We start from the raw sequence: 13,409 nt of genomic DNA on the forward strand, positions 1-13,409 counted from the left end.
TTTTGCGTACCAGTTTCCTGTTTTATCCACGATTTGCAGCAATTTGTGCAAATGTCAGGAATGGTGCTCGCAGGATGAGTTTTTACCGCTCTGTTTCCTTTTCACTTCGCGCTATATCTGCCGGGAAACGCAGTGTTCAGCGGAGGTAGCATGAGGTTATGGAAAGGCATAGGGGTGATTTTGCTAATGGGATATCTACCCGCCTGGGCGGTTTGCCCCGTCTGGTCGCCTGCCCGGGCAAATGAGGAAATTTCGCGACTACAGCAGCAGATAACACAGTGGAATGACAGTTACTGGAAACAGGGTGAAAGTGCCGTAGACGACGGCGTTTATGACCAGCTCAATGCGCAACTTATCCAATGGCAACGTTGTTTTGTCGATGAAGCCCCACCCGATCTGTCTGCGCCCCCAATAAGTGGCACAGTTTCGCACCCTGTTCCCCACACGGGAGTTCGAAAACTTGCCGATAAGCAAGCGCTCCAGCAATGGATGCAGGCCCGTAGCGATCTCTGGGTGCAGCCGAAGGTGGACGGCGTGGCGGTCACGCTGGTTTATCGCAACGGCAATCTGATACAGGCGATTAGCCGTGGTAACGGCCTGAAAGGTGAAGACTGGACGCAAAAGGTTCTTCAGATCCCTTCCGTACCCCATATTACCGAGGGACAGCTCGCTAACAGTACTCTGCAGGGTGAGATATTTTTGCAGCAGGAAGGGCATATCCAACAGCAGAGAGGGGGAATGAACGCCCGTTCAAAGGTTGCTGGAATGATGATGCGGCAGAACACGCCGGAGTTATTACGCTCTCTGAACATATTTATCTGGGCCTGGCCTGATGGTCCGGCGGTCATGTCGGAAAGGTTGGAGCAACTCACTGCTGCCGGGTTCAGTTTTGCGCAGCGCTATACTCAGGCCGTGAAGAATGCGGACGACGTAGAGCAGGCCCGCGCCAGGTGGTGGACTTCGGCGCTCCCTTTTGTGACGGATGGTGTCGTGGTGCGATCGGGGAAAGAACCGCAGGCGCGATACTGGCTCCCTGGACAGGGAGACTGGCTGGCAGCGTGGAAATATCCTCCGGTGGCTCAGGTATCAGAGGTTACAGATATTCAGTTTTCAGTTGGTAAAAGTGGGAAAATTGCCGTTGTTGCTATGTTGAAGCCCGTCATGCTGGATGATAAGCGGGTGCAGCGCGTCAATATTGGCTCTGTCCGACGCTGGAATGAATGGGATATCGCGCCTGGCGATCAGATTCTGATAAGCCTCGCCGGACAAGGGATCCCCCGTATAGATGAGGTGGTGTGGCGCAGTACCCAGCGTATTAAGCCAACGCCACCTGAGGGGCGCTTCAATTCATTAACCTGTTTTTATGCTACCCCGGAGTGTTATGAGCAGTTTGTCGCAAGGCTGGTCTGGCTGGGCGCCAAAGATGTATTGGGGCTGGAGGGCATCGGCGAGGCGGGATGGCGGGAGCTCCATCAGGCGTATCGCTTTGAGCATATCTTTTCCTGGCTTGGGCTAACTCAGGAACAACTACAGTCCACATTTGGTGTAAGCAAAGGGGAGAAGTTATGGCATCAGTTCAACCTGTCACGCGATCTTCCGTTCACGCGCTGGCTGATTGCTATGGGAATACCAATAACACAGGCTACGTTGAATGCCAGTCGGGATGGTTCATGGCTGCAGTTACACGAGCGTAGTGAACAAAGCTGGCGGCAGCTTCCTTTTATGGGGGAGCGGCGGGCTCGGCAGATGATGCAGTGGCTGGAGGAGCGAGAGGTCACAGTGCTGAGCAACTGGTTAGCTGCTCAGCGGATCACGGGCTTTATGCCTTAATGCCCTTCATGGCGATAGTAAAATACCGGCAGTCCTAACTTCAGGCGCAGTGCCAGTAAACGTGCTGTAAAGCCGAAAAGCAGGGTGGAGATAACTACGACATCGTGGCTGGAGACATAATGCTGTAGCACGATGTACAGCACGGCAGCGGCAAATGATACGCCGGCATACAATTCTTTCTGGAACACCAGCGGGATGCGTTTGCAGAACATATCGCGTAATACACCGCCAAAGACACCAGTGGTAACCGCAGCGACCACGGCAATAATTGGCCCGTGTCCCATATCCAGCGCCACCTGAGCGCCAATAATAGAAAAGACCACCAGGCCCAGCGCATCCAGTACGAGGAATATTTTACGCAGATAGGGCATGACGGGGGCAATAATGGTGGTCAGTACCGCAGCGGTCGCCACGATAATGACGTATTCAGGGTGCTTTACCCAACCGAGCGGATAGTGGCCGAGAAGAATGTCGCGCACTGATCCACCGCCAATGGCCGTCGCGGTGGCAATAATAATGACGCCAAATGTATCCATACGACGACGACCTGCCGCAAGTGCACCCGTCATGGCTTCGGCAGTAATACCAATTAAGTATAAAACGTGTAACAGCATGTTATTCCCCCTGATTTGCTGGGGGCTAAGGTTAACGATTTGTGCGCACTGTCACGATTGAGATTTTCTAAGGTGAAGTGATTCTAATAACTACAGCTAATGCTTGTTTGAAGAAAATGCCATATGTTGTGCGCATAACGATATTAGTGATGGTGATAAGTGATGAGAAAATATAATGCGTAGTGAGAAGTTATAAACATGCCCATCGGAAAAGCACGTAGCGCCGCCGTTTACTGGCGAGCCACGTATGGTATTTCAACAAAACTATCCCCCCCGACCATTGGACAAGTTGACACTCCAGAAGCCATTAGAGAAGTCATCCTAAGTAAACTCTGATATTCAGCGGCCTCTATTCTGAAAAATGCCCCCCTCAGCTATCGCTTCTATGCGTGTAGACACATTTACAGCAAAATCTTCAGCATTTAGTCAGTCGGAGTGATAGACATGAGCGTAAGAGAGGAAATTCAGGATGGCAGAGAGGCTGGAAATTTAAGAAGTGGGAAAATCTACACCGAAGTTTTGGGGTGGATAGATATGGGACATGCTCGAGGAGATGATGTCAGAAAGTTACTCTCGGATATGCACCAAGGCGAGCATTCAGGAAAGGATTATTACGATGTAAAATACACTCAAAGTATGGGAAGAGGAGGGCTCACAATTGGGAAGTTCATCAGATGGAGAATTAGAAAAGGGCGAAGTTTATTTGAACGATATAGTATAGCGCTTTCCATGATGATGGCGCTTGCTCATCGTTTTGAAGGTTTACAGTCAAATTTCCCCTTTTATCTTTACACCGACAGCGGTTTCAGTGGTGAGGATTTAGTATCCGATTTGCTGGGGTTCTACCGCGTAGTCTCATATAGTAACCCATTCCCGCTATTGCAGCCCGTCAGCAAAGAGGAAGCCCTCAGACGTTGGGATTATTATGGTCCAATCGGTTCTTTTAAAAACACCTCATTCCAACCGATTTTATTTCCCGATCCGATGAAATCAGCTTTAGCTCTTCCTGTAAAAGGTGTTTTACCCTCATTCATGAGAACAGTGATACCTTACAGCGACTTTAGTTCTGGTAACGTTAAAATAGTTTCCAGAGATGGAACGGTCGTTAACTGGTAAAAAAGGGAAACATATGAAACAGGCAGTCATAATAGTGCTGATGATAATAGCTATATGCAGTTCTTATTTCTGTCCTAATATTAAAATGAGACTTGCTGGTAACGCACAATATACAGAGTTTGATAAAGACAAATATGATTATTATACTCCTCAAGTTTTAAAAAAAATGCCGAGAATATCCCAAGTGTATGACTTTAATTATACGAACATTTCTGGTCCTAAGGCTGATGTATGGAGTGTGACGTTCCATGATACCAGTAATACGGGGAGGATTAGTAAATATCTCTCAATGGCGGGCTATGAAAAACAGGTAAAATGCGATGTTGAGGCGGAATGCTGGCGTCTCAGGGGCTCCGATGAAGTACTGACAGTCGTGAATATGAACAGCAGTAATGCTGTTCGGATTGATATTCTGAAGAGTATTTATAACGACAAATATATGCCAGATAAATAAGTATTCAATTTTATATAAGTCAGCACTTACTGGCGGTACGGATAGCCTGCATTGAGCAGGCTATCTAGTACGTTACGATAGCATAGGGATGATATTCAAAATTACTCGATATTCTGAATTTGCTCGCGCATTTGCTCGATCAATACCTTCAGTTCAATCGCGGAATTAGTCACCTCGGCATTGATAGACTTCGATGCCAGAGTATTCGACTCACGGTTGAATTCCTGCATCATGAAGTCCAGACGACGGCCAACCGCCTCTTTTTTCTTCAGAATGTTGTAGGTTTCTTTGACGTGAGCTTCCAGGCGATCCAGTTCTTCAGCCACGTCGATACGCTGTGCCATCAGCACCAGCTCTTGCTCAAGGCGGTTATTTTCCAGCTGCACCTGAGCATCTTCCAGTTTGGCGACCAGACGCTCGCGCTGCCATTGCAGGATTTCCGGCATATGTGCGCGCACTTTGGTGACTTCAGCGCTGACGCCTTCCAGACGCTGCTCGATCAGCGCTTTTAGCGCCTGACCTTCGGTTTCACGCGCGACGACGAAGTCATCCAGCGTACCGTCAAGCGCGGCGAGGATTTCGGCGGCAATGGCGTCCAGATCTTGCTCCTGGGCTGCCATTACGCCAGGCCAACGCAGGATATCAACCGGGTTAATTTCACCTTCATCACTCTGCATTTTGACCCAGTTAGCAGCGCTAACGAGCTGTTTAGCGAGTTTTTCATTCAGAATCAGCTCGCCTTGTGCACTGGCATCAGGCTCAAAACGCAGCGTACATTCGACTTTACCGCGCGTCAGACGCGTGCGAATACGCTCGCGAACCACGGGTTCGAGACTACGGAACTGCTCCGGCAGGCGAAAATAAGTTTCCAGATAACGCTGGTTTACCGAGCGCATTTCCCAGGTAGCGCTACCCCATTCACCCTTGATTTCACGCCGGGCGTAAGCGGTCATGCTGCGGATCATAGACGTTCCTGTTTTTAAAGATGAGATGGGAGGATTATAGCCATCCACGTCTTGTCAGGATAGGAATAACAGTCGGAAGTCCGTATAATGCGCAGCCACATTCGTTTCAAGCCGGAGATTTTATCATGCGTCCAGCAGGTCGTAGTGCCAATCAGGTGCGTCCCGTCACCCTGACCCGTAATTATACAAAACACGCTGAAGGCTCCGTGCTGGTCGAATTTGGTGATACCAAAGTGTTGTGCACCGCGTCTATTGATGAAGGTGTTCCGCGTTTCCTGAAAGGCCAGGGCCAGGGATGGATCACCGCAGAATACGGCATGCTGCCTCGCGCCACGCATACCCGTAACGCGCGTGAAGCGGCGAAAGGTAAGCAGGGTGGCCGTACCATGGAGATTCAGCGTCTTATTGCGCGTGCGCTGCGTGCCGCAGTTGACCTGAAAACTCTTGGCGAGTTCACCATTACGCTGGACTGCGATGTTATTCAGGCAGATGGCGGTACGCGCACCGCATCAATCACCGGTGCATGTGTTGCGTTGGCTGATGCGCTGAACAAGCTGGTCGCGAGCGGGAAACTGAAAACTAACCCGATGAAGGGGATGGTTGCGGCGGTTTCCGTGGGTATTGTTAACGGTGAAGCGCTCTGTGACCTCGAGTACGTTGAAGATTCTGCCGCAGAGACCGACATGAACGTGGTGATGACCGAAGACGGTCGCATTATTGAAGTGCAAGGTACGGCAGAAGGTGAGCCGTTCAGCCACGAAGAGCTACTCACCCTACTGGCATTGGCCCGAGGGGGAATCGAATCCATTGTAGCGACGCAGAAGGCGGCGTTAGAAAATTGATTTTAAAGGCGACTGATGAGTCGCCTTTTTTTTGTCTGTAATAAAGTGAGATGAGGAGCGAATCCATGAAACCGTATCAGCGCCAGTTTATTGAGTTTGCGCTTAGCAAGCAGGTACTAAAGTTTGGCCAGTTTACGCTGAAATCCGGGCGTAAAAGCCCCTATTTCTTCAACGCCGGACTGTTTAATACCGGGCGCGACCTGGCTCTGTTAGGCCGTTTTTACGCCGAAGCGCTGGTGGATTCCGGTATTGAGTTCGATTTGCTGTTTGGCCCAGCGTACAAAGGTATTCCGATTGCGACTACAACGGCCGTTGCGCTGGCTGAACACCACGATAAAGATTTGCCGTACTGCTTTAACCGTAAAGAGGCGAAGACCCACGGTGAAGGTGGCAATCTGGTCGGTAGCGCACTTGAGGGGCGTGTCATGCTGGTGGATGACGTGATCACTGCCGGTACTGCGATTCGTGAATCCATGGAGATAATCCAGACAAATGGCGCGACGTTGGCAGGGGTACTCATTTCTCTCGATCGTCAGGAACGCGGTCGCGGCGAGATTTCAGCGATTCAGGAAGTGGAACGCGATTATGGTTGCAAGGTGATTTCTATCATTACCCTGAAAGATCTGATTGCCTATCTGGAAGAAAAACCTGAAATGGCAGAACACCTGGCCGCAGTACGGGCGTATCGCGAAGAGTTTGGGGTTTAATCGCTTTTGAATTGCCCGGTGGCGCTAAGCTTACCGGGCCTACGGGTTGCGCAGGCCTGATAAGGTGGACGGCTGTGTTACTGCAATTGAGCGGCAACTAACGGCCAGCGGGTGTCAAAATCATCCGTTGGGCGGTATTTAAATTCGCTACGTACAAACCGGGATAGCATACCTTCGCAGAAAGCCAGTAACTGGCTGGCCAGCAGCGTTTCATCCACGGTGTAGCCTTCACCTTCGCGCATTCTTTTTTCTCGCAGAACCTGGCGTAGCTGTGACTCAATTCGCTCAAACAGCTGGTTAATGCGGCCTTGCAGACGGTCTTGTTCGAACATCAACGCGTGTCCGGTCAGAATTCGCGTCAGGCCGGGATTACGTTCACCGAACCCTAAAATCAACAGAACGATTAGACGCAAGCGCGCGTTAGTGTCCTTTTCATCTTTCAAAATCAGATTGATACGGGTAATCAGACTATCTTCGATAAACTCAATCAGGCTATCGAACATGCGAGTCTTGCTGGGAAAATGGCGATACAATGCCGCTTCGGATACGCCCACAGAGGCTGCCAGTTTTGCTGTCGTGATACGCTGGCTTCCATCACTGGATTCCAGCATCAGCGCCAGAGACTGAAGTATTTCTTCGCGACGATTCCTTTTCGCAGTTTGCTTTTCTACCATGTTACAAAATACCCCTGAAAATAAGCTCTTGCCAGGCAGGCATCCACACAGCGACCGCAAACGACTGTTTGCGGTATGTTATTGCGTTATTACGCTGTGGGATACTTTTCTGCGGGTTACTTGCGCCCGGAATGGCCGAAGCCACCTTCGCCACGATCGGTGGCTTCAAACTCTTCCACCAGATTAAATTCAGCCTGCACGACCGGTACAAATACCATCTGCGCGATACGTTCGCCTGGCTCAATAGTGAAGCTGTCCTGACCACGGTTCCAGATGGATACCATCAGTTGGCCCTGGTAGTCGGAATCAATCAAACCGACCAGATTGCCCAGTACGATACCGTGCTTATGGCCCAACCCGGAGCGCGGGAGCATCACCGCCGCCAGAGAAGGATCGGCGATATGGATGGCTAACCCGGTAGGCACCAGCGTTGTTGCGCCTGGCGCCAGTTCTACGGCATCCTCAAGACAAGCACGCAGGTCAAGTCCGGCAGAACCAGAGGTGGCGTACGTCGGGAGCGGAAATTGTTGCCCTACGCGCGGGTCCAGAATCTTAACGTCGATTTTTTTCATCATAACGGGTCACGATCTCGTCGAGTAATAATTGGCTCAGGAGTTCTTTGCGCTCAAGCGGTAAGACTTTATCTCCATCCTGCCAAAAAAGGTGTAATGCGTTGCTGTCACTGTTAAATCCTTGAGTAGACAGCGAAACGTCGTTCGCACAAATCACATCAAGGTTTTTGCGGAGGCGTTTTTGTCGGGCATATTCTTCCACATTATTTGTTTCGGCGGCAAACCCAACGACAAAAGGCCGGTTAGCATCCAGTGCGGCAACGCCGGCAATAACATCCGGGTTTTTGACCATTTTTACTGTTAATTCATCGCCCTGCGTCGCCTGCTTTTTGATTTTCTCATGGGCGACAGTTTCAGCGCGGTAATCAGCGACTGCGGCGCAGCCGATAAAAATATGCTGTTGTTGCACCGCAGATTGCACGGCGGCTTCCATTTCCAGCGCGGTCATCACATCAACGCGCTGGACAAATGGCGGCGTGGGCAACGAAACCGGACCTGATACCAGCGTGACGTTTGCCCCGCGTTTTGCTGCAGCGGCCGCGATAGCAAATCCCATCTTCCCGGAGCTATGGTTGGAAATATATCGCACGGGATCAAGTGGTTCACGCGTCGGACCCGCCGTAATCATGATGTTGAGATGTTGCAGATCTTTGACAGGTGAAAAATGTTCTGCCGCCATATCCACAATTGTTAAGGGATCCAGCATACGGCCAGGACCGACATCGCCACATGCCTGGCTACCGCTGTCAGGGCCCCAAATGAGCAAACCGCGCGAGGCAAGAATGCCCAGATTGTGCTGGGTAGCGGCAGCGCGGTACATCTGCTGGTTCATGGCCGGCAGCACGGCAACAGACGCGGGTGTTGCCAGACAAATCGTAGAGACCAGATCGTTGGCCATCCCGGCGGCAACGCGAGCAATCAGGTCTGCCGTCGCAGGAGCCAGGATAACCAAATCGGCCCATTTCCCCAGCTCAATGTGACCCATCGCGGCTTCGGCAGCGGGGTCAAGCAGGCTGTCGGAAACGGGGTAACCCGAAACTGCCTGTAAGCTCAGAGGAGTAATAAACGCTTTTGCCGCCTCAGTCATTGCCACGCGAACATCAGCGCCGCGTTCCCGTAAACGACGCACCAGCTCAGGGGTTTTGTACGCAGCAATACCGCCACTGACGCCAAGTACGATTTTTTTACCGGCCAGGCTCATCATGATCTTTCCTGTTGGGTTTCACCAGAAGGCGGATATTTTATCACAATCCGCAATGTGTCGCGCTTTTGCCCGCGATCCAGTTTGCGAGGCGCTACGAAGAACTGATAACAGAGCGTCGATTCACCGTTGGCGTTATGCCACTATGCGGACGCGAAAGGAGGGGAAAAGCATGGAAAATACAGGACGTATAATGCCTCGGGAAAAGCTGTTGGCGCAGGGAGCCAGCTCGCTGACCGACGTTGAGCTACTGGCTCTTTTTTTACGCACCGGGATGCTGGGTAAAGATGTGCTGACGCTGGCGAAAGAGATGCTGCAGCATTTTGATTCGCTGTATGGCCTGTTGTCTGCTGATTACATGGAATTCAGCTATGTTCCGGGTATCGGTATCGCGAAGTATGCGCAGCTGAAGGGGATAGCGGAACTGGCAAGGCGTTACTACAACGTACGGGTGATTGAGGAGCGCGCGATACTTAGCCCGGAAATGGCGCGTGAATTTTTGCAAAGCCAGCTCTCGCAAGAGGAACGCGAGATCTTTTTTGTGATCTTTATGGATTCTCAACATCGCGTGATTAAACACAGTAAACTTTTTTCCGGTACGATTAGCCACGTCGAGGTACATCCGCGAGAAATTGTCCGCGAAGCGATAAAAATGAATGCTTCCGCAGTGATCCTTGCGCATAATCACCCTTCAGGCTGTGCAGAGCCGAGCAAAGCAGATAAACTCATCACCGAGCGTGTTGTGAAATGCTGTCAGTTCATGGATATCCGGGTGCTTGATCATCTGGTCATTGGGCGCGGAGAGTACGTTTCTTTTGCGGAACGCGGTTGGATTTAACGCACTTTACGCGATCCATCGGGATCTTTGTCTGTTCGGGACTTGAGCATAACGCCGGGTCAGCGTATACTACGCCACCTTTGAGAATCTCGGGTTTGGCATTTGGGCCTGGCAATCGAGAGTTCACTTAGAACTATGCGATGACCGGGCTGTAAAGCCTGACGAGGCGCCGATACCCCATACGAAGCTCGAGCTAATTTGATTTTTGGAGAATAGACATGTCCCGAGTCTGCCAAGTTACTGGCAAGCGTCCGGTGACCGGTAACAACCGTTCCCACGCACTGAACGCGACTAAACGCCGTTTCCTGCCGAACCTGCACTCTCACCGTTTCTGGGTTGAGAGCGAGAAGCGTTTTGTCACCCTGCGCGTATCTGCTAAAGGTATGCGTGTAATCGATAAGAAAGGCATCGATACAGTTCTGTCTGAACTGCGTGCCCGTGGCGAAAAGTACTAAGTACTTAAAGAGGAAATAAATCATGGCTAAAGGTATTCGCGAGAAAATCAAGCTGGTTTCTTCTGCTGGTACAGGTCACTTCTACACCACCACGAAGAACAAACGTACTAAGCCGGAAAAACTGGAACTGAAAAAATTCGATCCAGTTGTACGCCAGCACGTACTGTACAAAGAAGCTAAAATCAAATAATTTTAGATTCGATGTAGCAAAAAACCTCGCCTCGGCGGGGTTTTTTGTTTTCTGGCCGTCCCCATATTAATGAGACCTGATACAGCGCCGGAGATGCTATGCCTGAATTACCTGAAGTCGAAACCAGTCGCCGTGGTATTGAGCCGCATCTGGTAGGGGCGACGATTCTACACGCCACTGTGCGTAATGGTCGTTTGCGCTGGCCAGTATCTGAGGAAATCTATCGCCTGAGCGATAAACCTGTACTGAGCGTACAGCGCCGCGCGAAATACCTGCTGCTGGAACTGGCGGATGGCTGGATTATCATTCATCTGGGGATGTCGGGTAGTCTGCGTATTCTTCCTGAAGAACTTCCCGCAGAAAAGCATGATCACGTCGACTTAGTGATGAGTAATGGCAAAGTCCTACGGTATACCGATCCCCGGCGTTTTGGCGCCTGGCTGTGGACGAAAGAACTGGATGGACATAATGTCCTCGCCCATCTTGGCCCTGAGCCGCTGAGCGACGATTTCAACGCCGCTTATCTCCAGCAGAAATGCGCGAAGAAGAAAACGGCAATAAAACCCTGGCTGATGGATAACAAGCTGGTGGTGGGGGTGGGAAATATCTACGCCAGTGAGTCTCTCTTTGCGGCTGGCATTCATCCTGACCGCCTGGCATCATCGCTGTCGAAAGATGAGTGTGGGCTGCTGGTACGTGTTATTAAGGCTGTATTGCTGCGCTCTATCGAGCAGGGTGGAACGACGCTGAAAGATTTTCTGCAAAGTGACGGTAAGCCAGGCTATTTTGCTCAGGAATTACAGGTTTATGGACGTGAAGGTGAGCCTTGCCGCGTATGCGGAGCGCCAATCGTTGCAACTAAGCACGCTCAGCGAACGACGTTCTACTGCCGTCGCTGTCAGAAATAACATTCATTGCAGGCCGGATAAACATTGTCGGCTTACCCGGCTAAAGCGCTACTTCAGCTTATCCATCAGCGCCTGATGAACATTTTTTGGCAGGAAGTGGGTCACGTCACCCTGGTGGCGGGCGACTTCTTTAACCAGCGATGATGAAATAAACGACCACTCTTTAGAAGGCATCAAAAAGACGCTTTCCAGTTGAGGCATTAAGTGGCGGTTCATGTGCGCCAACTGCATTTCATATTCAAAATCAGCCACGGCACGCAGACCGCGAATCAGAATATTAGCCTGATTATCGCGGGCAAAGTTTGCCATTAAATCGCTAAATCCCATGACGTCTACATTACCAAGATGCGCCGTTGCCTGCTGTGCCAGCTGAACGCGTTCTTCCAGTGTGAACATCGGTTTTTTACTGGGGCTTGCGGCAATTGCCAGGATCACGTGATCAAACATGCTTGTCGCACGCGTCACGATATCGAGGTGGCCGTTAGTAATGGGATCAAAGGTTCCTGGATAAATCGCCCGTTTTTGCATGACAGCCCTCAATGCGTTTTGGGTGGCAGGTAAGGTTCCAGCAGCTGCAGCAGACGCTGTAGCGCGCCCTGATTTTGATACAGTACTTCAACAGCATGGCGACCATAAAAATTACGATAATCTTCATCGGTCAGAAGGGACGAAACCTCTTTCACCAGCGTGGTGACGTCAGTGACGGTGATCAACCCGCTTGCCTGTTCCAGTCGGGCGCAAATGTCTTTGAAGTTAAAGGTATGCGGGCCCATCAATACGGGAATGGCATGTGCCGCTGCTTCCAGTGGGTTGTGTCCACCACGCTCAACCAGAGAGCCACCGACAAAAGCAAGATCGGCAATTCCGTACAGCAGCATCAGCTCACCCATCGTGTCGCCGATAACCACCTGGGTACTTGAGGACGGCACTTCGCCTGAAGAACGTGTGGTAAAGCTTAGACCAGCCTGGCGTACGAGGTTGATGGCATCCGGGAAGCGCTCAGGATGTCTGGGAACCAGAATCAATAAAAGATTCGGGAACTGGTGTAACAGCGCCTGATGAGCAGCGATGATAATGCTTTCTTCCCCGTCATGCGTGCTGGTCGCAATCCATACCGGGCGATGCGGTGCCCACTGGCGTCGCAACGTAACCGCTTTAGCGGCCAGCTGTGGGGTGACAGAAATATCAAACTTCAGGCTGCCGGTGACGGTGACCTGATTGCTTCTGGCACCCAATGTAATGAAGCGAGCGCCATCTTCTTCGTTTTGTGCAGCAATCAGCGTAATGCGGCGTAATAGCCTGCTAACAAATTTCCCTAATTTAGCGTAGCCAGCGGCTGAACGAGCAGAAAGGCGCGCGTTGGCTATGACCAACGGGATGTGGCGCTTATGCAGTGCAGCGATCAGATTTGGCCAGAGCTCGGTTTCCATAATTAACACCAGTTTGGGGTCAACTTTATTCAGGAAGCGGTTCAACGCATCCGGTAAATCATAGGGAAGATAGATATGTTGAACGTCTGTGCCAAAAGCAGATTGCACGCGCTCAGAACCGGTTGGCGTCATGGTGGTTACCATGATCGGCAAATCCGGGTAACGATGTCGCAGAGCGCGGACTAAGGGGATTGCTGCCAGCGTTTCACCTACGGAAACTGAATGGAGCATGATGCCGCCTGGTTTCAGTGGGCGGCGATAAAAACCGTAACGTTCACCCCAGCGTTTACGGTACGCCGGAGCTTTACGTCCGCGCACCCAAAGCCGTATCCAGATTAGAGGCTGAATAAGGTAGAAAAGGGCGGTGTAAAGCAATTCAAGCATAATAGTAGCTGGCTTATGGATGTGCTGGGGATTCTATGTATTTAACTATGGCTTTACCATCATTTTTGCTGATTTTTTGAGGAAACTGTACGGATCACGAGAAAGGGGGCCTGAGTTGTGTTGCCCCGCTTGGTAATCTCTGCAGTGGAAGGCTAAAAACGGAATGGTTATGGTCATAAAAACCGATCTCTTTATAGAATATGCCAGAAACATAGCCATTCCTGAAAAG

At 50.9% G+C, this 13,409-nt stretch carries 16 protein-coding genes; 9 read left to right on the plus strand and 7 right to left on the minus strand.

The genetic code is table 11. The features are described 5' to 3' along the window. The first annotated feature begins 150 nt into the window (after window positions 1-150). Window positions 151-1,830 (plus strand): NAD-dependent DNA ligase LigB, encoded by a 1,680-nt coding sequence (ligB, locus tag I6L54_RS01850; RefSeq protein ID WP_040231565.1) that lies wholly within the window; start codon window positions 151-153, stop codon window positions 1,828-1,830. Here ligB and I6L54_RS01855 read toward each other — a convergent pair. After that, a complete protein-coding gene (locus I6L54_RS01855; protein ID WP_003024049.1) occupies window positions 1,827-2,444 on the minus strand; it encodes a trimeric intracellular cation channel family protein in 618 nt (205 codons plus the stop codon). The genes ligB and I6L54_RS01855 overlap by 4 nt on opposite strands. 444 nt (window positions 2,445-2,888) lie before the next feature. Between I6L54_RS01855 and I6L54_RS01860 the strand changes: the two genes are divergently transcribed. Together I6L54_RS01860 and I6L54_RS01865 are read left to right on the plus strand one after the other, a co-directional pair. After that, complete coding sequence (locus I6L54_RS01860; RefSeq protein WP_040231567.1) at window positions 2,889-3,560, plus strand: hypothetical protein; 672 nt, start codon at window positions 2,889-2,891, stop codon at window positions 3,558-3,560. 13 nt (window positions 3,561-3,573) lie between these two features. Beyond that, complete coding sequence (locus tag I6L54_RS01865) at window positions 3,574-4,014, plus strand: hypothetical protein (RefSeq protein ID WP_040231568.1); 441 nt, start codon at window positions 3,574-3,576, stop codon at window positions 4,012-4,014. A 101-nt stretch (window positions 4,015-4,115) separates the two neighbouring features. Here the strand turns inward: I6L54_RS01865 and I6L54_RS01870 are convergent, their stop codons facing one another. Then, window positions 4,116-4,979 carry a YicC/YloC family endoribonuclease gene (locus tag I6L54_RS01870; protein WP_005122606.1) on the minus strand — a complete coding sequence of 288 codons (864 nt, stop codon included), beginning with the start codon at window positions 4,977-4,979 and terminating at the stop codon, window positions 4,116-4,118. A 125-nt stretch (window positions 4,980-5,104) separates the two neighbouring features. On the opposite strand from I6L54_RS01870, the gene rph reads away from it, so the two are divergent. After that, window positions 5,105-5,821, plus strand: a complete 717-nt coding sequence (gene rph / locus I6L54_RS01875; RefSeq protein ID WP_003024054.1) for a ribonuclease PH — start codon at window positions 5,105-5,107, stop codon at window positions 5,819-5,821. 65 nt (window positions 5,822-5,886) lie between these two features. Further along, window positions 5,887-6,528, plus strand: coding sequence for an orotate phosphoribosyltransferase (gene pyrE, locus I6L54_RS01880; RefSeq protein WP_005122607.1), 642 nt, complete (start codon window positions 5,887-5,889; stop codon window positions 6,526-6,528). 77 nt (window positions 6,529-6,605) lie between these two features. Here the strand turns inward: pyrE and slmA are convergent, their stop codons facing one another. The 3 genes from slmA to coaBC all read right to left on the minus strand — a co-directional run bounded on the left by slmA (window position 6,606) and on the right by coaBC (window position 8,975). After that, a complete protein-coding gene (slmA, locus tag I6L54_RS01885) occupies window positions 6,606-7,202 on the minus strand; it encodes a nucleoid occlusion factor SlmA (protein ID WP_005122608.1) in 597 nt (198 codons plus the stop codon). A 116-nt stretch (window positions 7,203-7,318) separates the two neighbouring features. Further along, window positions 7,319-7,777, minus strand: a complete 459-nt coding sequence (dut, locus tag I6L54_RS01890; RefSeq protein WP_040231570.1) for a dUTP diphosphatase — start codon at window positions 7,775-7,777, stop codon at window positions 7,319-7,321. After that, a complete protein-coding gene (coaBC, locus tag I6L54_RS01895) occupies window positions 7,755-8,975 on the minus strand; it encodes a bifunctional phosphopantothenoylcysteine decarboxylase/phosphopantothenate--cysteine ligase CoaBC (RefSeq protein ID WP_137378496.1) in 1,221 nt (406 codons plus the stop codon). Before coaBC ends, dut begins: the two co-directional genes overlap by 23 nt. Before the next feature lie 172 nt (window positions 8,976-9,147). Here coaBC and radC point away from each other — a divergent pair, with 172 nt between their 5' ends. From radC to mutM, 4 genes are all read left to right on the plus strand, one after another. Then, the gene (gene radC / locus I6L54_RS01900) at window positions 9,148-9,813 is read left to right on the plus strand and encodes a RadC family protein (RefSeq protein ID WP_005122612.1); all 666 of its coding nucleotides are present in this window, start codon (window positions 9,148-9,150) and stop codon (window positions 9,811-9,813) included. Between the two features lie 218 nt (window positions 9,814-10,031). After that, window positions 10,032-10,268, plus strand: a complete 237-nt coding sequence (rpmB, locus tag I6L54_RS01905; protein WP_002436699.1) for a 50S ribosomal protein L28 — start codon at window positions 10,032-10,034, stop codon at window positions 10,266-10,268. A gap of 22 nt (window positions 10,269-10,290) precedes the next feature. Next, window positions 10,291-10,458: a 50S ribosomal protein L33 gene (gene rpmG / locus I6L54_RS01910; protein ID WP_003024094.1), complete on the plus strand. Its 168-nt coding sequence runs from the start codon at window positions 10,291-10,293 to the stop codon at window positions 10,456-10,458. Window positions 10,459-10,556: 98 nt separating this feature from the next. Beyond that, window positions 10,557-11,366, plus strand: a complete 810-nt coding sequence (gene mutM, locus I6L54_RS01915) for a bifunctional DNA-formamidopyrimidine glycosylase/DNA-(apurinic or apyrimidinic site) lyase (protein ID WP_005122614.1) — start codon at window positions 10,557-10,559, stop codon at window positions 11,364-11,366. A 48-nt stretch (window positions 11,367-11,414) separates the two neighbouring features. Here mutM and coaD read toward each other — a convergent pair whose 3' ends face one another. Together coaD and waaA are read right to left on the minus strand one after the other, a co-directional pair. Next, a complete protein-coding gene (gene coaD, locus I6L54_RS01920; protein WP_005122615.1) occupies window positions 11,415-11,894 on the minus strand; it encodes a pantetheine-phosphate adenylyltransferase in 480 nt (159 codons plus the stop codon). An 8-nt stretch (window positions 11,895-11,902) separates the two neighbouring features. Further along, entirely contained in the window at window positions 11,903-13,180 is a 1,278-nt protein-coding gene (gene waaA, locus I6L54_RS01925) for a lipid IV(A) 3-deoxy-D-manno-octulosonic acid transferase (protein ID WP_040231572.1), read from the minus strand. Window positions 13,181-13,409 lie beyond the last annotated feature (229 nt).

Source organism: Citrobacter pasteurii (assembly GCF_019047765.1).
GTDB classification, from domain to species: Bacteria; Pseudomonadota; Gammaproteobacteria; order Enterobacterales; family Enterobacteriaceae; genus Citrobacter; species Citrobacter pasteurii.